This is a genomic window from Pseudomonas sp. nanlin1 (assembly GCF_045571515.1).
Lineage (GTDB): Bacteria > Pseudomonadota > Gammaproteobacteria > Pseudomonadales > Pseudomonadaceae > Aquipseudomonas.
In genome coordinates this window covers 5297084-5315889 of sequence record NZ_CP124218.1, presented here as the reverse complement: position 1 = coordinate 5315889, position 18806 = coordinate 5297084, and the positions used below count along the sequence as shown (strand labels likewise).

The 18806-nt window shown below is 61.9% G+C and carries 22 protein-coding genes; 10 read left to right on the top strand and 12 right to left on the bottom strand.

What is annotated here, in order from left to right; all coding sequences use genetic code 11:
* Nucleotides 1-41 precede the first annotated feature (41 nt).
* Complete coding sequence (locus tag QCL65_RS24535) at nucleotides 42-965, bottom strand: LysR substrate-binding domain-containing protein (RefSeq protein WP_407313557.1); 924 nt, start codon at nucleotides 963-965, stop codon at nucleotides 42-44.
* 75 nt (nucleotides 966-1040) lie between these two features.
* The gene (locus tag QCL65_RS24530; protein ID WP_407313555.1) at nucleotides 1041-1301 is read right to left on the bottom strand and encodes an accessory factor UbiK family protein; all 261 of its coding nucleotides are present in this window, start codon (nucleotides 1299-1301) and stop codon (nucleotides 1041-1043) included.
* A gap of 416 nt (nucleotides 1302-1717) precedes the next feature.
* Here QCL65_RS24530 and glnK point away from each other — a divergent pair, with 416 nt between their 5' ends.
* From glnK to sutA, 4 genes are all read left to right on the top strand, one after another.
* Entirely contained in the window at nucleotides 1718-2056 is a 339-nt protein-coding gene (gene glnK / locus QCL65_RS24525) for a P-II family nitrogen regulator (RefSeq protein ID WP_002555808.1), read from the top strand.
* Nucleotides 2057-2089: 33 nt separating this feature from the next.
* The gene (locus QCL65_RS24520) at nucleotides 2090-3424 is read left to right on the top strand and encodes an ammonium transporter (protein WP_407313513.1); all 1335 of its coding nucleotides are present in this window, start codon (nucleotides 2090-2092) and stop codon (nucleotides 3422-3424) included.
* A 214-nt stretch (nucleotides 3425-3638) separates the two neighbouring features.
* Nucleotides 3639-4064 (top strand): secondary thiamine-phosphate synthase enzyme YjbQ, encoded by a 426-nt coding sequence (locus tag QCL65_RS24515; protein ID WP_407313511.1) that lies wholly within the window; start codon nucleotides 3639-3641, stop codon nucleotides 4062-4064.
* 99 nt (nucleotides 4065-4163) lie between these two features.
* Nucleotides 4164-4487: a transcriptional regulator SutA gene (gene sutA, locus QCL65_RS24510; protein WP_407313509.1), complete on the top strand. Its 324-nt coding sequence runs from the start codon at nucleotides 4164-4166 to the stop codon at nucleotides 4485-4487.
* A 73-nt stretch (nucleotides 4488-4560) separates the two neighbouring features.
* Here sutA and QCL65_RS24505 read toward each other — a convergent pair whose 3' ends face one another.
* The 6 genes from QCL65_RS24505 to lptM are packed head-to-tail and all read right to left on the bottom strand — an operon-like array spanning nucleotide 4561 to nucleotide 9111.
* On the bottom strand, nucleotides 4561-5253 hold the full coding sequence (locus QCL65_RS24505) for an HAD family hydrolase (RefSeq protein WP_407313507.1): 693 nt from the start codon (nucleotides 5251-5253) through the stop codon (nucleotides 4561-4563).
* A complete protein-coding gene (gene xerC / locus QCL65_RS24500; protein WP_407313505.1) occupies nucleotides 5250-6146 on the bottom strand; it encodes a tyrosine recombinase XerC in 897 nt (298 codons plus the stop codon). The genes QCL65_RS24505 and xerC overlap by 4 nt, the downstream gene beginning before the upstream one ends.
* Before the next feature lie 2 nt (nucleotides 6147-6148).
* The gene (locus QCL65_RS24495) at nucleotides 6149-6859 is read right to left on the bottom strand and encodes a DUF484 family protein (protein WP_407313503.1); all 711 of its coding nucleotides are present in this window, start codon (nucleotides 6857-6859) and stop codon (nucleotides 6149-6151) included.
* 13 nt (nucleotides 6860-6872) lie between these two features.
* Nucleotides 6873-7703: a diaminopimelate epimerase gene (gene dapF, locus QCL65_RS24490; protein ID WP_407313501.1), complete on the bottom strand. Its 831-nt coding sequence runs from the start codon at nucleotides 7701-7703 to the stop codon at nucleotides 6873-6875.
* 4 nt (nucleotides 7704-7707) lie between these two features.
* Nucleotides 7708-8955, bottom strand: coding sequence for a diaminopimelate decarboxylase (gene lysA, locus QCL65_RS24485; RefSeq protein WP_407313499.1), 1248 nt, complete (start codon nucleotides 8953-8955; stop codon nucleotides 7708-7710).
* A 12-nt stretch (nucleotides 8956-8967) separates the two neighbouring features.
* Nucleotides 8968-9111, bottom strand: a complete 144-nt coding sequence (gene lptM / locus QCL65_RS24480; RefSeq protein WP_407313497.1) for an LPS translocon maturation chaperone LptM — start codon at nucleotides 9109-9111, stop codon at nucleotides 8968-8970.
* Between the two features lie 190 nt (nucleotides 9112-9301).
* Between lptM and cyaY the strand changes: the two genes are divergently transcribed.
* Together cyaY and QCL65_RS24470 are read left to right on the top strand one after the other, a co-directional pair.
* Nucleotides 9302-9634 carry an iron donor protein CyaY gene (gene cyaY, locus QCL65_RS24475; protein WP_407313494.1) on the top strand — a complete coding sequence of 111 codons (333 nt, stop codon included), beginning with the start codon at nucleotides 9302-9304 and terminating at the stop codon, nucleotides 9632-9634.
* A 2-nt stretch (nucleotides 9635-9636) separates the two neighbouring features.
* Nucleotides 9637-9870 carry a DUF1289 domain-containing protein gene (locus QCL65_RS24470; protein WP_407313492.1) on the top strand — a complete coding sequence of 78 codons (234 nt, stop codon included), beginning with the start codon at nucleotides 9637-9639 and terminating at the stop codon, nucleotides 9868-9870.
* Nucleotides 9871-9963: 93 nt separating this feature from the next.
* Here the strand turns inward: QCL65_RS24470 and QCL65_RS24465 are convergent, their stop codons facing one another.
* From QCL65_RS24465 to argH, 4 genes are all read right to left on the bottom strand, one after another.
* Nucleotides 9964-12801 (bottom strand): class I adenylate cyclase, encoded by a 2838-nt coding sequence (locus QCL65_RS24465; protein ID WP_407313490.1) that lies wholly within the window; start codon nucleotides 12799-12801, stop codon nucleotides 9964-9966.
* Between the two features lie 151 nt (nucleotides 12802-12952).
* Nucleotides 12953-13198 (bottom strand): TIGR02647 family protein, encoded by a 246-nt coding sequence (locus QCL65_RS24460; RefSeq protein WP_407313488.1) that lies wholly within the window; start codon nucleotides 13196-13198, stop codon nucleotides 12953-12955.
* A gap of 127 nt (nucleotides 13199-13325) precedes the next feature.
* Nucleotides 13326-13601, bottom strand: coding sequence for a hypothetical protein (locus QCL65_RS24455; RefSeq protein WP_407313486.1), 276 nt, complete (start codon nucleotides 13599-13601; stop codon nucleotides 13326-13328).
* 62 nt (nucleotides 13602-13663) lie between these two features.
* Nucleotides 13664-15058, bottom strand: a complete 1395-nt coding sequence (gene argH, locus QCL65_RS24450; RefSeq protein WP_407313484.1) for an argininosuccinate lyase — start codon at nucleotides 15056-15058, stop codon at nucleotides 13664-13666.
* Between the two features lie 108 nt (nucleotides 15059-15166).
* Between argH and QCL65_RS24445 the strand changes: the two genes are divergently transcribed.
* The 4 genes from QCL65_RS24445 (at nucleotide 15167) to QCL65_RS24430 (ending at nucleotide 18806) form a co-directional block, all read left to right on the top strand.
* On the top strand, nucleotides 15167-16243 hold the full coding sequence (locus QCL65_RS24445; protein WP_407313482.1) for a sensor histidine kinase: 1077 nt from the start codon (nucleotides 15167-15169) through the stop codon (nucleotides 16241-16243).
* Nucleotides 16240-16986: a LytR/AlgR family response regulator transcription factor gene (locus QCL65_RS24440; protein WP_407313480.1), complete on the top strand. Its 747-nt coding sequence runs from the start codon at nucleotides 16240-16242 to the stop codon at nucleotides 16984-16986. The genes QCL65_RS24445 and QCL65_RS24440 overlap by 4 nt, the downstream gene beginning before the upstream one ends.
* A gap of 96 nt (nucleotides 16987-17082) precedes the next feature.
* On the top strand, nucleotides 17083-18024 hold the full coding sequence (hemC, locus tag QCL65_RS24435; RefSeq protein WP_407313478.1) for a hydroxymethylbilane synthase: 942 nt from the start codon (nucleotides 17083-17085) through the stop codon (nucleotides 18022-18024).
* Nucleotides 18021-18806: a uroporphyrinogen-III synthase gene (locus QCL65_RS24430; protein ID WP_407313476.1), complete on the top strand. Its 786-nt coding sequence runs from the start codon at nucleotides 18021-18023 to the stop codon at nucleotides 18804-18806. Before hemC ends, QCL65_RS24430 begins: the two co-directional genes overlap by 4 nt.

Genomic DNA, 18806 nt, shown 5'->3' with positions numbered 1-18806 from the left:
ATCGAGGGCCGAAAGGATACCCCAGGCGGTAGGCGTTGTGTTTACAAGGGCACGGGCGGTGGCAGGTCACCCATAAAGGCCTCCAGCCGCGCGCGTAACCAGCGTTCGGCGGGGTCGGTGTCCATGATGCTCAGCCAGACCATGGACAGGTCGAGGCTGGGGGTATCGAATGGCAGCGGTTCAGCGAACAGATTGCCGGCGGCGGCCATGGCGTCGGCGGTGTAATCGGGCAGGCCGGCGAGCAGGTCAGTGCCCGCCAGTAGCGCGGGCAGCGAGCTGAATTGCGGGACCGACAGCACCACATGGCGCGAGCGCCCGATTTCGTGCAGCCACTCATCGGCGATGCCACTGGTGTTGGCCGTGTGTGACACCAGCACATGGGGGCGTGCGCAGTATTCGTCGAGGGTCAGCGGGGTTGCGGACTTGTCGGCGCGCAGTACCCGTGGCCGCATGCGTCGCAGCAACTTGCGCTTGGCATTGGCGGGTAGCCCGCGGGTCTGGCTGATGCCTACGGTGATATCACCGGATGCAAGCAGATCGGGAATACGCCAGTAGTCCACATGCTGCACCACGAACACCACCTTGGGCGCTTCCAGGCGCAACGCTCGCAGCAAGGGCGGCAGCAAGCCAAATTCGACGTCATCGGAGAGCCCGATGCGAAAGGTCATATTACTGCTAGCCGGGTCGAAGTCGTGGCTCAGGCTCAGAGCAATGGACATGGCATCCAGCGCCGGCGAAAGGTGCTTGATGAGCTCTTCGGCGCGGGCGGTAGGCTCCATGCGGTGGCCCACGCGGATGAACAGCGGGTCGTTGAATAAAGTACGCAGGCGGTTGAGCGCAGAGCTGACGGTGGGTTGGCCGAGAAAAAGCTTCTCGGCGACGCGGGTAACGTTGCGCTCCTGCATCAGGGTCTCGAAAACCACCATCAGGTTTATATCGGCCTTGCGCAGTTCATTGCGGTTCATCGACACCGATCCATCAGATACGTCGATGGAGTTTAAGGAGGGCTTGCAGCGGCGTCCAGCGGCTTGCGCGGTACGTTATGGTGCAGGTGCAGCGAGCTTGGCTTCGAGTGCTGCGACCTGGGCTTCCAGGCTCTCCAATCGCGCACGGGTGCGCGCCAATACGACCATCTGGCTGTCGAATTCTTCTCGGCTGACCAGTTCGAGCTTGCTGAAGCCGCTTTGCAGCAGGGCTTTGAACTGGCTTTCGAGTTCGGCACGGGGCTGCGTGGTGTCACCGCTGAACAGACGCGAAGCTTGGTCGCTCAGGGCGTCGAGAAAGGCTTTGGGCGCTAGCATGGGCGGGCTCCTGAATTGAAGGTGGGCAGTGTAGCACGCCAGGGCCCGGGCTCGATGGCGCCCAAGCGTTGCACGGTTTTTGTGCGCGCTAGGCCGGGCGTTCGCACCGATTGGGTGCGCGACATTTCTGCGGCTGGTTGTTTCCTGATCAAAGGCCGGGTTTATCCCCTTTAATTTGATGATTGGGGCGACATGGCAAGCTTTCTGCTTATTGGCAATTGACCCACGCACTGAAGCAGTCGCTGTGACGAATGCCGTGCAGAGCTCCGCGGGAAGTGTTTTCGTCAGGAGCGGTTTTCTGGTGTCGGTCAACGGATGCCATGATCGACGATGCGTTACAAAGCCAGACACTGCGCTTAGACTTGAGTCGGGTTTGTTTTCCTGGGGCAAGTCCACCAAATTCGGGAGAAAGTTTCATGAAGCTAGTCACTGCCATCATCAAGCCGTTCAAATTGGATGACGTGCGCGAGTCGCTGTCCGAGATCGGCGTGCAGGGCATCACCGTTACTGAAGTGAAAGGCTTCGGCCGGCAAAAAGGTCACACCGAGCTGTACCGTGGCGCCGAGTACGTGGTCGATTTCTTGCCCAAGGTGAAGATCGATGTCGCCATTGACGACAAAGACCTGGACCGGGTTATCGAAGCGATCACCAAGGCCGCCAACACCGGCAAAATCGGTGATGGGAAGATTTTCGTGGTCAATCTGGAACAGGCGATTCGTATCCGTACCGGCGAAACCGATACCGACGCGATCTAACCTTCCATACTCAAAGCCCCAGGAGAAAACAATATGACTCTGCGTCAATTCGCAGGGCTAGGAGCCCTGTTGTCCCTCGCTTTGCCAGGCCTGGCCATGGCAGAGGAGGCGGCAGCCCCCGTCCTCAACTCCGGCGACACCGCCTGGATGCTCACCGCTACCGCACTCGTGCTGTTCATGACGATCCCCGGCCTCGCTTTGTTTTACGGCGGCATGGTGCGTTCCAAGAACATCCTGTCGGTGATGATGCAGTGTTTCGCGATCACCGGCCTGATCTCCATCCTGTGGATGGTGTACGGCTACAGCCTGGCGTTCGATACCACGGGTATGGAACAAGGCGTGGTTAACTTCAATTCCTTCGTGGGCGGCTTGTCCAAAGCCTTCCTGAGCGGTGTCACCCCCGCCAGCCTGACCTCCGCCACGGCGCTGTTCCCGGAAGCGGTGTTCATCACCTTCCAGATGACCTTCGCCATCATCACGCCTGCCCTGATCGTCGGTGCCTTCGCTGAGCGCATGAAGTTCTCCGCGATGCTGGTGTTCATGGGTGTGTGGTTCACCCTGGTATATGCGCCGATCGCTCACATGGTGTGGTCGGGCAATGGTGGCCTGATGTGGGACTGGGGCGTACTGGACTTCGCGGGCGGCACCGTGGTGCACATCAACGCCGGTATTGCTGGCCTGGTGGCGTGCATCGTGCTCGGCAAGCGTAAAGGCTTCCCGACCACCCCGATGGCGCCGCACAACCTGGGCTACACCCTAATCGGCGCGGCCATGCTGTGGGTAGGCTGGTTCGGCTTCAACGCCGGCTCCGCCGCAGCGGCCAATGGCACTGCCGGTATGGCGATGTTGGTCACCCAGATCGCTACCGCAGCTGCGGCCTTGGGCTGGATGTTCGCTGAGTGGCTGACCCACGGTAAGCCCAGCGCCCTGGGTATCGCTTCGGGTGTGGTTGCAGGCTTGGTGGCAGTCACACCAGCGGCCGGTACCGTCGGCCCGATGGGCTCGCTGATCATTGGCCTGGCGGCCGGTGTGATCTGCTTCTTCTGCGCCACCAGCCTGAAGCGCAAGCTGGGCTACGACGACTCCCTGGACGCTTTCGGCGTGCACGGGATCGGTGGCATTGTCGGTGCGATACTCACCGGTGTTTTCGCAGCCCCAGCATTGGGCGGCTTCGGCACCGTGACCGACATCCCGGCGCAGGTCTGGATTCAGTTCAAAGGCGTTGCCTTTACCGTGGTCTACACCGCTGTGGTCACCTTCATCATCCTGAAGGTGCTGGATGCGATCATGGGCTTGCGTGTCACCGACGAGGAAGAAGCCGTAGGCCTCGACCTGGCGCAGCACAACGAGCGTGGTTACAACCTGTAATCGCGTTCCAAAAAAAATGCCCGGTTCGCCGGGCATTTTTTTGCCTGGCGTTTGTCACTTGATTCAGGGGCAGGGCGTTTGTTCGGGGCCTGCTCGACACTGCACTGAGGGCGGGCAAAACCGGGGGTGGTTTCCGACAGCTTTTGTTCTACATCCACCTCTTTGCTTTTCCCCAGAGCGCGCTAGAATGCGCCCCGAATGTGCGGAGAACAGTATGTGGCAGCAACAACTGATTACCCTGCGGGCAAGGCCCCGAGGGTTTCATCTGGTCACTGACGAGTTGGTGGCCGGGTTACCCTGGTTGAGTGATTGTCGCATCGGGTTGCTGCACGTGTGGCTGCAACACACGTCGGCCTCGTTGACCATCAACGAAAACGCCGACCCGGCTGTTCGTCGAGATTTCGAACGTTTTTTCAACTTTATCGCTCCGCAAGGTGTCGATGGTTTTGAGCATAACGATGAAGGCCCTGACGATCTGCCGGCGCATTTCAAAGCCAGCCTGCTGGGTTGCCAACTTAGCCTGCCGGTCACGGATGGACGGTTGGCGATGGGCACTTGGCAGGGTGTTTACTTAGGCGAACACCGCGATCATGGCGGCGCTCGCAGGGTGCTCGCGACGCTACAAGGTGAGCGCTTTTAAACCGCTGGTTAACAGTGGATGTGAATTTTTTCCGGTTGCCGTCGATAGAGGGTGAGCTGGGCCATAAATAATCTGCTTTCGCAAGTCATGAGGTAGAACATGAGCGACGATGATCTGGAACAAGACGACCTTGAAGTCGGAGAGGATGACGAAACCGAGGAGTCCCTCGAGGCCGGCCCTGAGGAGGTAGCGGAAGATGACGGTGGCGATTCACCAGCCCCTGCCGCCAAAGGCAAGGCCAAGGCCGCTGTCTCCGTAGACGAGCTTCCCAGCATTGAAGCCAAAAATAAGGAACGCGACGCCTTGGCCCGGGCCATGGAAGAGTTTCTTGCGCGTGGCGGCAAAGTGCAGGAGGTCGAAGCGAATGTGGTGGCCGACCCACCCAAGAAGCCGGACAACAAATACGGCAGCCGCCCTATTTAGGGCAGAAGATCGGGGGCGAGCCCCCTCCTACGTCATGTGTAGGAGGGGGCTCGCCCCCGATCTCTTGCACCCCTCAAAGCGCGCGCACAGCTTCGGCGATCTCGCTCAGGCTGGCGACCTCGGCATCTGGCCGGCCATCGCCTTGCCAGGGCAGCCTGCGGGGGTTGTACCAGATCGCGCGCATGCCTGCAGCCTGCGCGCCGGCAATGTCATCGCCGGGGTGGTCACCAACGTGAACGGCTGCGCCGGCCGGCACCCCACCTCGGCGTAACGCCTCCTGAAACAGCCGCGCGTCAGGCTTGCCGATGGCCATGTCCTCAGCGCACAAGGCAAAGGCGAAATGCTCGCCCAGCCCGATACGGTGCACATCTGCGTTGCCGTTAGTGATCACACCCAAGGTATAGCTTTGCGCAAGCAGCGCCAGGGCAGGTTGCGCCTGGGGAAACACCTCGACCTGCTGCCGGGCCTCCAGGAACACCGCGAATGCCTGTTCAGCCAACGTCTCAGCTTCGGGTTGGGCATAGCCGGCCTCGGCGAGGGCGTGGGCCAGCACTCGCTGGCGTAAAAAACTGATGCGGTATTTTAAGCTGGGGTCCGCGTCGACCATGCGCTTGCGGATCTCTGCCACCTGCTCCACAGGCAGCGGGCCCAGTCGCGGGGCATGGGCGTTCAGCCACTCACGCAATGCGCTTTCAGCGCTGATGATGACAGGGGCGGTGTCCCACAAGGTATCGTCAAGGTCGAACGTGATCAATTGGATGCTCATGTGTCGCCGCCTTTGCGTTTGGCCCTGGGGTGGGCGCTGTCGTACACCGTCGCCAGGTGTTGAAAGTCGAGGTGGGTGTAAATCTGGGTGGTAGCGATGTCGGCGTGGCCGAGCATTTCTTGCACGGCACGCAGGTCTTGGGAGGACTCCAGCAGGTGGCTGGCGAATGAATGCCGCAGCATGTGCGGATGCAGATTCTGGCCCAGCTCGCGTGCGCCGGCAGCCTTGACCCGCAGCTGAATGGCCCGCGGGCCCAGGCGGCGGCCCTGCTGGCTGACGAATACGGCATCGTCGGCCGGGTTGCTCAGGGCCCGCAGCGGCAACCATTGCTGCAACGCCTCACGCGCTTTGCGCCCGACGGGCAGGACGCGGGTTTTACTGCCCTTACCATGCACTTGCACCAGGCCATCGGCCAAATCCAATTGCTCCAGGTTAAGGGCGGTCAGCTCCGACAAGCGCAGCCCGCTGGAGTAAAAAAGCTCCAGCATGGCTTGGTCACGTTGGGCCAGGAAGTCGTCCTCCACCGCGCCTTCGAGCAATTGCAGCGCGCGGTCGGTGTCCAGCGTGCGCGGCAGTCGCCGCTCGCCCTTGGGCGGTGCCAGGCCGTTGGCCGGGTCATGGCTACAGAGGCCTTCGCGATTGAGGTAACGATAAAAGCCCCGCACTGCAGATAGCAGCCGGGCCAGGCTTGGCGAAGATTGGCCCTGTTGGTGGCGGCGAGCGATCAACCGGCGCAGATGCTGGATATCCAGCGCCGCCCAGCTCGACAGCTGCTCCTTTTCGCAAAAACCCAGCACCGTGTTCAAGTCGCGGCGGTAGGCTTCCAGCGTATGGCTGGAGACCTGGCGCTCGGTGCGCAAATGCGCGCAATAAGCCTCGAGCTGGGCCAACATAGCTAGCGCACCGGGCGCAAAAGGTTGGTGTAGCGCGGGAGGACGCGGCTGAGCACTTCAGCGATGTAGTTGAGAAATAGCGTCCCCAATGAGCTCTTGTAATGCTGTGGGTCGCGGCTGCCGACCGCAAGTACGCCCTGCAGCACCCCCTGGTAACTCAGGGCAACCACGGCCGTGGAGCCGATCTGCTTGCGCTGGTCTTCACCAAATAGAAAGTCCAGTTCGTGGTCTCGCAGGGTGCCGCACAGGGTTTTGCCCTCCGTCAGCAACCCACCAATCGCCTTTTGGGCCTCGGCCAGGGTCACCGAGCGCCCTACGGGAGTGGGGGTTTCGGCGAAAAGAATGAGGCTAGCGAACGGCACCTGAAACTCCTGACGCAAGCTGTCCTCGACGGCGATCACCGCTTCTTCCAGGCTGCTGGTGTCGAGCAGGTCGAGAATCAGCCGACGCGTTTTCTCGAACAGTCGATCATTGTCCCGGGCAACGTCCATCAACTGTGACAAGCGATTGCGCATTTCGATATTGCGCTCGCGCAGCACTTTGACCTGGCGTTCGACCAGCGACACGGTGTCTCCGCGTTGATGGGGCAAACGCAGGCTGGTCAGCAGCTCTTCGTGGTCGACGAAAAAACCAGTGTTCTTGCGCAAATACTCGGCCACCGCCGCCGCTTCGGCGTCGGTGTGGCTGGCTGGAACCTGAGGCTGATCGGTCATCAAAATCGCTCACTTATAAACGGACTTGACCTTCGTAGACGCGCACGGCGGGGCCAGTCATGATCACGGGTTGGCCAGGGCCTGCCCATTCCAACGACAAGCGCCCGCCAGGAAGATCGATGAGCAGGGGTGAATCCATCCAGCCCTGGCTGATGGCGGCCACCGCCGCGGCGCAAGCCCCGGTGCCACAGGCTTGGGTCTCTCCGGCACCGCGCTCCCACACGCGCAATTGCGCGCGCTGGCGGTCGACGACGTGCAAAAAGCCGACGTTGACCCGAGCCGGGAAGCGCGGGTGGTGCTCAATTTTTGGCCCCAGCTGGTGCACGGGGGCTTGGTTGATGTCCTGCACGCGTAATACGGCGTGCGGGTTGCCCATGGAAACGGCGGCCATGGACAACGACTCGCCATCGACCTGCAGGTCGTAGCTCAAGGCCTGTGCTTGAGCCTGGAACGGGATGTCCGCCGGCGCCAGCACCGGTGGGCCCATGTCGACGCTGATCTGGCCATCGTTGCGCACGTTGAGCACTATTATGCCGCTCTTGGTTTCCACCCGAATGCATTTTTTCGCGGTCAGGCGTTTGTCCAGCACGAAGCGGGCGAAGCAGCGTGCACCGTTGCCGCACTGTTCCACTTCCGAACCGTCGGAGTTGAAAATGCGGTAGCGAAAATCCACCTCAGGGTTGCTGGGGGCCTCGACCAGTAGCAGTTGGTCGAAGCCGATACCCGTGTGGCGATCGCCCCATTGCTTGGCATGCTTGGGCAGGATATGCGCGTGTTGGCTGACGAGGTCGAGCACCATGAAGTCGTTGCCCAGGCCATGCATCTTGGTAAAGCGCAATAGCATGGGATCACTCCGGCAGTAGGCTTTCGCCAGCGAACAATTCAGCCACCGTTTCGCGGCGACGCACTTCGAAGGCTCGATCACCGTCGACCAACACTTCGGCGCAACGCCCGCGGGTGTTGTAGTTCGAACTCATAACAAAACCATAGGCCCCAGCGGAATGCACCGCCAGTAGGTCGCCTTCAGCCAGTACCAGTGGGCGGTCCTTGGCCAGGAAGTCGCCGGTCTCGCAAATGGGCCCAACGATGTCGTAGGGGCGGCTCTCGCCGGCGCGCGGGCGTACCGCACTGACACCCATCCAGGCCTGATAAAGGGCAGGGCGGATCAGGTCGTTCATGGCCGCGTCGACAATGGCGAAGTCTTTGTGCTCGGTGTGCTTGAGGTATTCCACGCGGGTGAGCAAAACACCGGCGTTGGCCACGATAAAACGGCCCGGTTCGAACACTAGCGCCAAGTCTCGGCCCTCCAGGCGGTCACGGACGGCCTGGATATAGTCGCCAGCCAGGGGTGGCTGCTCATCGCGATAGCGCACCCCCAAACCACCGCCCAGGTCCAGATGGCGCAGGTAGATGCCGCATTCGCTCAAACGGTCGACCAGCGCCAGCAGGCGGTCGAGGGCGTCGAGGAAGGGGGGCAGGCTGGTGAGCTGCGAGCCGATATGGCAGTCGACACCAATCACTTCCAGGTTGGGCAGTTGCGCGGCGCGAATGTAGACGTCTTCAGCGGCGGCGATATCGATGCCGAATTTGTTTTCTTTCAGGCCCGTAGAAATATAGGGGTGCGTGCCGGCGTCGACATCCGGGTTGACCCGCAACGACACCGGTGCGCGCAGGCCGAGCTCGGCGGCGACTTCTTGCAGGCGCTCCAACTCGTCCACGGACTCGACATTGAAGCAATGCACACCCACTTGTAGCGCGCGGCGCATGTCGGCGCGGGTCTTGCCGACCCCAGAAAACACCACCTTATCAGGGGTGCCACCGGCGGCCAGAACCCGCTCCAGCTCACCGCCGGAGACGATGTCGAAGCCGGCGCCCAGGCGTGCCAGTACGTTCAACACGCCGAGGTTGGAGTTAGCCTTGACGGCGAAGCAGACCAGGTGCGGTGTACCGGCCAAGGCATCGCCATAGGCGCGGTACTGGGCTTCGATGTGGGCGCGCGAGTAGACGTAGGTCGGGGTGCCAAAGCGTTCGGCGATGGAAGACAAAGCCACACCCTCCGCGAACAGCTCACCGCCGCGGTCGTTGAAAGCGTCCATGGGGGTCCCTTATCAGTGCTTGTGCGATTGCGACTTGGCTTGTTCTTCGGGCGACTTGCTGTCGTCGGGCAGGTACAACGGGCCCTTTTGACCGCATGCCGAGACCAGGCAGGCCACCGCAACAAGCGCGGCAAGGGAGGAAATCAGGCGCTTCATGGCGAAATCCTTTGTATAAGCAGTAGTTGCGCCCGAGTATACCGGCCACCCGCCGAGTTGCCTATTCGCGCCGACCCGATGCGCTACCGCTGGGGCGGCAGAGCATTGGCGCATGGGGTTTTCGCGGTATGCTTTGCATTCGTGGCGTGCTGCTCGTATCGTGCCGCAGACATTTTTCGAGGTTCCTGCAATGAGTTTGACCGAAGCCCGCTTTCACGACCTTGTCGATGAAACTCAGCAAAACGTGGAAGACGTGTTTGAGGACAGTGGCTTGGACGTCGACCTAGAGCTGTCTGCCGGCGTGCTCACAATCGAGTTCGCCAACGGCAGCCAACTGATCATCAGCCGCCAGGAGCCCCTGCGCCAGCTGTGGTTGGCGTGCAAGGCCGGCGGTTTCCATTTCGACTACGACGAAGAAAACAGCCAGTGGATGTGCGACAAGTCCGAGGAACTGCTCGGCGAGATGCTCAAGCGTTCGACCCAGGCCCAGGCCGGGGCGGATTTGGACTTCGACGAGATCTAACTATGACCCAGCCCGTGGATAACCCTACGCCGCCCGCGCGCCCGCCCAAGCCGCTGTACAGCAACGTGAGCCCGGCCGTGGCGTCGCCTTGCATCAGTTTATGCCGGTTGGACGAAGCCAAGGTGTGCCGGGGTTGCTTTCGCCATGTCGAAGACATCCGCGAATGGCGCTCGGCCGACGACGCCCGGCGCCGGCAAATCTGCGCCCAAGCCGCCGAGCGCCGCGCCGCCTTGTAGGAGGGGGCTTGCCCCCGATCTTTTTCTCGACATTGAATTCGTGTCGCGCCTGGAACCGGCCGCGTGGCGGCCTATCGGGGGCAAGACCCCCTCCTACGTGCCCAACGCGGTATTCAGAGCGTTTTCCAGTTCTGTCTTGTAGCGCAGGTAACGTTGCATCGAACCGAATCCAGTGGCCGGTAGCGCCGAAAGGTCCAGGTCGGTGATGTAGCAGCGGTAATGCTGCCCCTGCTGGCGCCGCTCGACAATATGGCGGGCGACCACGCTAAACAGCTCGTCGCCGTACTCCAATTCAGAAAACTCCTGCTGATCGCAATACAGGCTGACCTGCGGCTCGCCAGCGGTGCGGCTGAAGATCGCCTGCACGTCGTAGAAGGGCTTGTCCGCAGTGACCCGAGGGGCTGGGCGCAGCTCCAAGCGCCGAGCCCGGCCTGTACCCAGCAGTTGGTAGTACTGCACCTCGATCTGCGCCAGGGCGGTGCCATCCCCCAGCGGCGCCAACGCCGAGCGTCGGTACAGCAGGCATTGGAAAAAACGCTGCAAAGGCAGCAACAGGCTCTGCTCGTCGTGCAACGGCAGGCGCTGATGCCACAGGGCATTGAATTCATCGAGCACATACACTTCGGCCGACCCCTCGTGCAGGCGGTAAAACACCTGAATGCAGCGGGCCTGGCCTTGCGGCAGAATCAGCGCCAGGTCGTGCTCGGTCAGCGCGTTGGCGTCCAGGTACAGCGGGCTGTAACGGCTCAGCTCGCGGCTCAGGTAGTCGAGCAGCGCGCCAGTGCTGTTCAGCGGAACGTGCTGGACCTGCCCACGGTTCAGCTCTAGCACGTGATAGTGCTCTTGTACTTGTATCAGGTAGCGGTGGTTTAGGCCCTGCTGCAGCAGGTCCTGGGCGGTCGACAGCAGCGCCTCGACCCGCTGCGCGATGGCCGGGGCACGGTTGTGGCAGAAGCAGCGCACGCTCAGGCGCGGCGCGGGCTGCTCGCGTGGCAGGTTTTGCAAGTAGGCGCGCAGGCAGTCCAGCAGCGCGTAGGGGCCGTCGAAGCGGCACACTTGCAGTTCATTCCAGCTATTGAGCATCACTTGATCCAGGGTCAGGATCAGGTTCTCGCGGGCCCCGGCGTAACTCAAGGCATCGGTGCGCTCGGTGGTCATCAGGATATTCATATCCCGATGATGGCGCAGCGGGTCGATACCGATGTTCACCAACAGCAATACCTCACGCGGCACGGCCGGGCGCAACAGGTCTTCTTCTTCGATCCTGGGCAGCGGCAAGGGTACGCTTTGCTGCAGGCTGCCGAGCACGTTGAACAGTTCGAATTCGCTCAGATCGCTGTCGCCCGGGTGCAGCGCCAGCCGCGTGCTGCTGTCGATCACGCCGTTGCGATGGCTCCAGGCGAGCAGTTCAAGCAGGCCCCGGCTGCGCCGCAGGGGGGAAAATTGCTCCCACTCTTGGGTGCTCAGGTTACCGTTATAAAGCGCCCAGCAGGTCTGGCCGGGTTCGCGCCGGTTGGGCGCTTGAATCAGGGTCAGGGTGTCTTCGGCCAAGTCGGGGGCAATCCCCGGGTTAATAAACTCGACCTTGCCCGCGCGGCGCTCGAAGGCGGCGTATAAGCGCCTGCCGAGGATATTCATCTCGCGCCGATCGGCGAGGGTTTCAATATTTTGTTGCCGCGCGAATTGGGTGAGGAAGCGGTAGCTGAAGTTGAGCTCGCTGACCAGCGCGCGCCGCTCGCTGCTGACTTGCCGGACTTTCCACTGGCTGCGGCTGTCGAGCAAGGCCAACTGGCGCTCACTCCAGCCCCACTCGCGGGTAAGGCGTTGCATCACTTGGTATTGCCAACCGGGCTGGCGGTTGCGGCCCAGGTTCGAGATTTTTTTGTTGACCTTGAGGTAGAGGCTACGGCGCACCAGCTCCAAGCGCTCGGGCTCATTACGGGCCAACAGGTAGTGTTCGATACGCCGGTACACCGCGATGTAGGGGTCGAGCTCATCGAGGTCGAATTGGTTGGCGAACACGGCCTGTTTGTAGCGCAGGCTGAGGCAATGCACGGTGGGATGCTCGCTGGCATAGACCTCGGTCAAGAGCAGCTTGAGCACGGTTTTATAGGGCGACTCCAAGCCTTTGAACAGTTGCCAAAGGCCGGCGCCGACGAATTCACCGGCGGGTATTTGCGCCATATGGCCCAGGTCCAGGTGTTCGTCCGGGCGGATAAAGCGCTTGCTCAGTAGGGTCTGGGTGTACTGGGCGTAGTGCGGCTCTTCATACACCGGCACCAGCCACCACAAGGGCGTGCGCCCGCCGAGCCAGATGGCAGTGCGGTAGAACTCGTCGAGCAGCAGGTAGTGCTGGGTCGAACCGCAGTCCTCGGCGCTCAGCTTGGCGTCCCGTTCGCCTGAGGCAAAGCGCTCCAGGTCGATCAGAAAGAAATGCGCCTCGGCGCCCTGGGTCTCGGCCCAGGCCTCCAGTAGCTGACATTTGCGCCGTAGCTCATCAAGAGCGTGCCCAGGCAAATCCGCCGCATGGCAGACCCAGACATCCAAGTCACTCTGCTCGGCCTGGGCCAGGGTGCCCAGGCTGCCCATGAGGAACAGCCCGTGAATGGGCTGCGCCGGTTTGCCGTGGCGTGTCTTGTAGGAAAACGAGCGGGTCAGCCGTTGCGCTTCGGCCAGGGTCTGTCGGTCGGGCTCGTAGTTCGATAACCCGGCGGGTGTGCTGCTCGACACGTAACCGGGCAGTAGCGGGTGGTTTACGTGAAAAAACAAAGGCAGCAGCCGCAGCACCGCCTGCTGGCGGATCGACAAGCCTTCATTGGCTCGATTCAGGCGGGCCTGATTGAGTTTCAGGAAGCGCGCGCGCAATTGCGCCAGGACCTGGCGGTCGATACCTTGGTCCAGATCCGGACGGATTTCATGGGTGCGGGTCATCTACGATTCAAACCAGCCAGGGTGTTATGAGCTAGGCGAGGCGGGCGCTACAGCAGGCTATCGGCGTGGGGCGGGGAAGTTTTAGTGTGCCGCCGGGATTTATCTTGGCGGGGAGCTGGGTGCGAGCGTGGCGGCCCGCACCGCAGGGTGATCAGGCGGCTTGGGTGACGTTGAGAATGGTCAGCAGCGATTGCGCATGCTGGGCCGACTCCAGCCCGAGGCTGGTGAGGTAGCCACCGTCGGCTTGAGTGATCAGGCCCTTGTCGAACAGGCGCCCCGCGGCGGCGATGGCCTCGGGCGTGGCAGTGTGATGGACTTTCAGCCCTTCGCGGGCATTGCTCAGGTTGAACAGCGCAAGGATTTCCAGTTCGGCAACCAACTCGGGTGTGTACGACATAGGGACTCCAGACTTTTCTTGGAAGGTCGCTGGCGCCATAGACAGCGCCGGGCGTGTTCCCCCGGCGTTCAGCGGCAGCGGGGTTTTCCCAGTGTAGTAAGAGTCTGGCGAACGCGCCTGTGCTGGCTCAGGGTTTTTCCGCAGGTAGTGTGGGTAAGGCGCGCAGGGCCGCTTCATACCAATCGCTATTGAAGGGTCGGTCTTCTTCCAGCATGGCGTCGATTTCAATGGCCAACACGTGGGCCATCAGGTTGAGGATCTCTTCGCGCTCGTAGCCCACCAGGGTCAGCTTGTTGAATGTGGCCTTGGCGGCTGGCGGGTTGTCGCTTTCTATCTGGTTTTCGACGGCTTCGGTCAGGGTGTCTTCGACGAAGTCTTCTTCGTTCTGGTCATGCTCGCTCATGGTGCGGCTCCAATTCGTGGGCGGGCGCCAGCGGTGATCCGCTGGCGCGTTCGTCTAGGCAGTTAGCGGCTGGCCAGCAGCGCCTGACCGCGGGCTACTGCTGCCTTGACCTGCGCTGGCGCCGTGCCGCCTACGTGGTCCCTGGCGTTGACCGAGCCTTCGAGGGTGAGTACGTCGAATACGTCCTGCTCGATCTGGTCGCTGAACTGGCGCAGTTCGTCGAGGCTCATTTCGGCCAGGTCTTTACCCTGCTCGACGCCGTACTTAACCGCATGCCCAACGATTTCGTGGCAGTCGCGGAAAGGCAGGCCGCGGCGCACCAGGTAGTCGGCCAAGTCGGTGGCGGTAGAGAAGCCGCGCAGGGCCGCTTCGCGCATCATGGCGTGGCGTGGTTTGATGGCCGGGATCATGTCGGCGAAGGCGCGCAGGGAATCGCGCAGCGTGTCGGCTGCGTCGAACAGCGGTTCTTTGTCTTCCTGGTTGTCCTTGTTGTAGGCCAGCGGCTGGCCCTTCATCAAGGTCAGCAAGCCCATCAGTGCGCCAAACACGCGGCCACTTTTGCCGCGCACCAGCTCAGGTACGTCGGGGTTTTTCTTTTGCGGCATGATCGAGCTGCCGGTGCAGAACCGATCAGGCAACTCGATGAACTGAAATTGCGCGCTGGTCCAGAGCACCAACTCCTCGGAGAACCGCGACAGGTGCATCATCGCAATGCTGGCGGCGGCGCAGAATTCGATGGCGAAATCCCGGTCGGACACGCCGTCCAGCGAGTTGCCGCCCACGGCTTCGAAGCCCAGCAGGGTGCAGGTCAGTTCGCGGTCGATTGGGTAGGTTGTGCCCGCCAACGCGGCGCTGCCCAGGGGCATACGGTTGGTGCGCTTGCGGCAGTCGACCAGGCGCTCGTAGTCGCGGCTGAGCATCTCGAACCAGGCCAGCAGGTGGTGGCCGAAGGTGACCGGCTGGGCGGTTTGCAGGTGGGTGAAACCGGGCATGATGGTCGCCGCTTCACGCTCTGCCTGCGCCAGCAGGCCCTGCTGCAGGCGGGTGATTTCGCCCAGGATCAGGTCGATCTCATCGCGCAGCCACAAGCGGATGTCGGTGGCCACCTGGTCGTTACGGCTGCGCCCGGTGTGCAGTTTTTTACCGGTCACGCCGATACGATCGGTAAGCCGCGCCTCAATGTTCATGTGCACGTCTTCAAGCTCTACGCGCCACTCGAAGGTGCCGGCTTGCACTTCCTTTTCGATGCTCTGCAGACCATCGATGATAGTGTCACGCTCGCTTTCGGTGAGTACGCCGACCTTTGCCAGCATCGTTGCATGGGCAATGGAACCCATGATGTCATGGCGGTACAGGCGCTGGTCGAAGTTGACAGAGGCGGTGAAGCGCGCGACGAAAGCGTCGACGGGTTCACTGAAGCGGCCGCCCCAGGACTGGTTGGTCTTATCAGTGCTCATGAATGGGCTCGTTGAAGGCGTGATCGGGAATTTGCCAGCAATAATAACAGGGCCACGCGATACTGTCTGAGGCAGGCGGCAATCGGTGCCAAGCCAGGGATCCACTCAATGCGGCAATCACCCACAAGCACGCCCAAGCAGCGCACGCCCGATTTTTTCGTACCGGAACTGTGCCAGCCCCATGCGTTGTTCATCCTCATCTTGCTGGCTGAACTGCTGGTGTTGGTGCTGGTGCTGTCGGAGCCGATGCGGCCCGGCTTCAACTGGGTAAAGCTAGCGCTGACCTCGCTGTTCGTGCAGTGGGTAGTGCTGTTGTCGGCCGGCGTGCTTTGCGGGCTGCGGCCCTGGCTGGCGCACTTGAAACGCTGGGTAGCGGCGGCCACTTGCTGCGCGATCGTGGTCGCCTTGACGCTGGCCTGTACCGCCGTGGCGGATGCCTTTGGCCTGGGCGTGCCGGGCGGGGCCGTGGTAGAGGTCAAACGTTACCTGCGCCACGGTCTCATCGCACTGATCATGTCGGCATTACTTTTGCGTTATTTTTACCTGCAAAGCCAATGGCGCAAGCAACAGCAGGCTGAGCTGCAAGCGCGTATCGAAGCGTTGCAAGCGCGTATCCAGCCGCATTTTCTGTTCAACAGCCTCAATAGCATCGCCAGCCTGGTGGTGATCGACCCAGTCAAAGCCGAGCAGGCGGTACTGGACCTTTCCGACCTGTTTCGCGCCAGTCTGGCGCGCCCTGGCCACTTGGTAACGTGGAAAGACGAGCTGGAACTGGCTAAACGTTATTTATCGATTGAGCAATATCGCCTCGGCGAGCGTCTACAGTTGCACTGGAGGGTCGAAACAATTCCCGATGACTTGCCGATCCCCCAGCTAACCTTACAACCGTTATTGGAAAACGCACTGATCCATGGGGTGGCTCCACGAATCGAGCCTTCATGGGTGAACGTCGAAGCCGACTATGCAGGGGGAGAGTTTATTTTGTGTGTCAGCAATCCCTATGATGAAGCCGCCGTACGTTTGGCTTCAGGCGGTACACAGCAGGCATTGGCGAATATTGATGCCCGTCTTACGGCACTTTTTGGACCGCGCGCGAGTCTCAGCGTGGAGCGTCGTGACGGTCGCCATTTCACGTGTCTACGTTATCCTTGTGCGAGACTCACGCAGGAATCCAGCGCTATATGAATGTCCTGATCGTTGATGACGAACCCCTCGCCCGCGAGCGCCTGAGCCGATTGGTCGGCGACCTCGAGGGCTATTCGGTATTAGAGCCCAGCGCCAGCAATGGCGAAGAGGCATTGAGCCTGATCGACAGTCTCAAACCTGATGTGGTGTTGCTGGATATCCGCATGCCAGGGCTCGACGGCCTGCAAGTGGCGGCCCGTCTGTGTGAGCGCGAGGCGCCGCCAGCGGTGGTGTTTTGCACCGCCCATGACGAGTTTGCCCTGGAGGCGTTTCAAGTCAGTGCCGTCGGCTACCTGGTCAAACCGGTACGCCCCGAACACTTGCTCGAAGCCCTGAAAAAAGCCGAACGGCCTAATCGGGTGCAACTGGCAGCCCTGACTCGCCCGGCCGCCGAGACCGGCAGCGGCCCGCGTACCCACATCAGCGCGCGGACCCGCAAAGGTATCGAGCTGATCCCGCTGGACCAAGTCATCTATTTTATTGCCGACCACAAGTACGTGACCCTACGCCACGAAGGCGGCGAGGTTTTGCTCGACGAACCCCTCAAAGCCTTGGAAGACGAGTTTGGTGATCGCTTCGTGCGTATCCACCGCAACGCACTCGTGGCGCGTGAGCGAATCGAACGGCTGCAGCGCACGCCCCTGGGGCACTTTCAGCTGTTCTTGCGCGGCCTCAATGGCGACGCTTTGATTGTCAGCCGGCGGCATGTGGCTGGGGTGCGCAAAATGATGCAGCAGCTCTAACCGCGGTCCCTCGCCACATCCGCTGCTGCCGCGCCGGGGTTGCGCTGGGCCCGATACTGTTATGATGGGCCGCATTCACTCAGCTTGGATGTCTACATGTTTTCTCGCGAGATTCGCATCGCTACGCGCAAGAGCGCTTTGGCCCTGTGGCAGGCCGAGTACGTCAAGGCCAGGCTCGAGCAGGCCCACCCGGGGCTGGTGGTCAGCCTGGTGCCGATGGTCAGCCGCGGCGACAAACTGCTCGATTCACCCCTGGCAAAAATCGGCGGCAAAGGTTTGTTCGTCAAGGAGCTGGAAAACGCCCTACTGGCGGGCGAAGCCGACATCGCTGTGCACTCCATGAAAGACGTGCCCATGGACTTCCCCGAAGGCCTGGGCCTGTATTGCATCTGCGAACGGGAAGACCCCCGCGATGCTTTTGTGTCCAACACCTACCAGACCCTCGACGATTTGCCCCCGGGCGCGGTAGTCGGCACCTCCAGCCTGCGCCGCCAGAGCCAACTGTTGGCCCGCCGCCCCGACCTGGAAATCCGTTTTCTGCGGGGCAATGTCAACACGCGCCTGGCTAAGCTCGATGCCGGTGAATACGCGGCGATCATCCTCGCTGCGGCAGGCCTGATTCGTTTGGGCTTCGAAGGCCGTATCCGCTCCAGCATCAGTGTCGACGACAGCCTCCCGGCGGGCGGGCAGGGCGCGGTGGGCATCGAATGCCGCGCCGCTGACCCGGCCATCCACGCCCTGCTCGAACCCTTGAACCATGCCCCAACCGCTGTGCGGGTCAAGGCCGAGCGTGCGCTGAACAAACACCTCAACGGTGGCTGCCAGGTGCCGATTGCCAGTTATGCCGTGCTCGAAGGCGAACAAATTTGGCTGCGGGGGCTGGTCGGTGAGCCATCGGGTACGGTACTGCTCAATGCCCAGGCGCGTGGCCCCATGGCAGACCCTGAAGCCCTGGGTGTGCGGGTCGCAGAGCAATTGTTGAGCCAAGGCGCGGGCTCGATTCTACGCGCCATCTACGGCGAGCCTGAGCAGCCATGAGCGGCTGGCGGCTACTGTTGACGCGGCCTGCCGAGGAAACGGCATTGCTGGTCAAGGAGCTGGCGGGCAATGGTATTTACGCCTGCGGCATGCCGCTGCTGGAGATCGAAGCGTTACCCGTCACCGCCGCGCAAAGGCGTTGTATCGAAGGGCTGGGCCACTACTGCGCGGTTATCGCCATCAGCAAACCGGCGGCCCGGCTGGTACTGGAGCTGATCGAACGTTTCGCCGGCCCGCTGTGTTCCCGCCAGGCCTGGTTCAGTGTCGGCGCCGCCACGGCAGCCGTGCTGGAAGAGCGTGGCCTGAGCGTCGGCTTTCCGATTGCTGGCGACGACAGTGAGGCACTGCTGGCACTGCCCGACCTTCAAGCTGCATTGCAGGGGCCTCTCCCCCGTGTTCTGATCGTTCGTGGCGAGGGCGGCCGCGAGCTATTGGCCGAGCGCTTGCGCGAGCTGGGGGCTGAGGTCGATTACCTGGAGCTATACCGGCGGCGGCTGCCGAAATATGCTGGGCGTGCATTGTCCGAGCGTGTCCGATTGGAACGCTTGAACGGGCTGGTGGTCAGCAGTGGGCAGGGGTTTGAACATCTGCGCTCGCTCGCGGGCGCCGATTGGCCAGGGCTGGCCCAGTTGCCTTTGTTCGTACCCAGCCCGCGAGTGGCCGAGATGGCCCGCGCTGCCGGGGTTGCTACAGTTGTGGATTGCCGGGGCGCTAACGCCGCGGCTTTGCTGACGGCCTTGCGTGAAACGTCCGCGCCGTCGAACCAGGACGGCCTCCTTTGA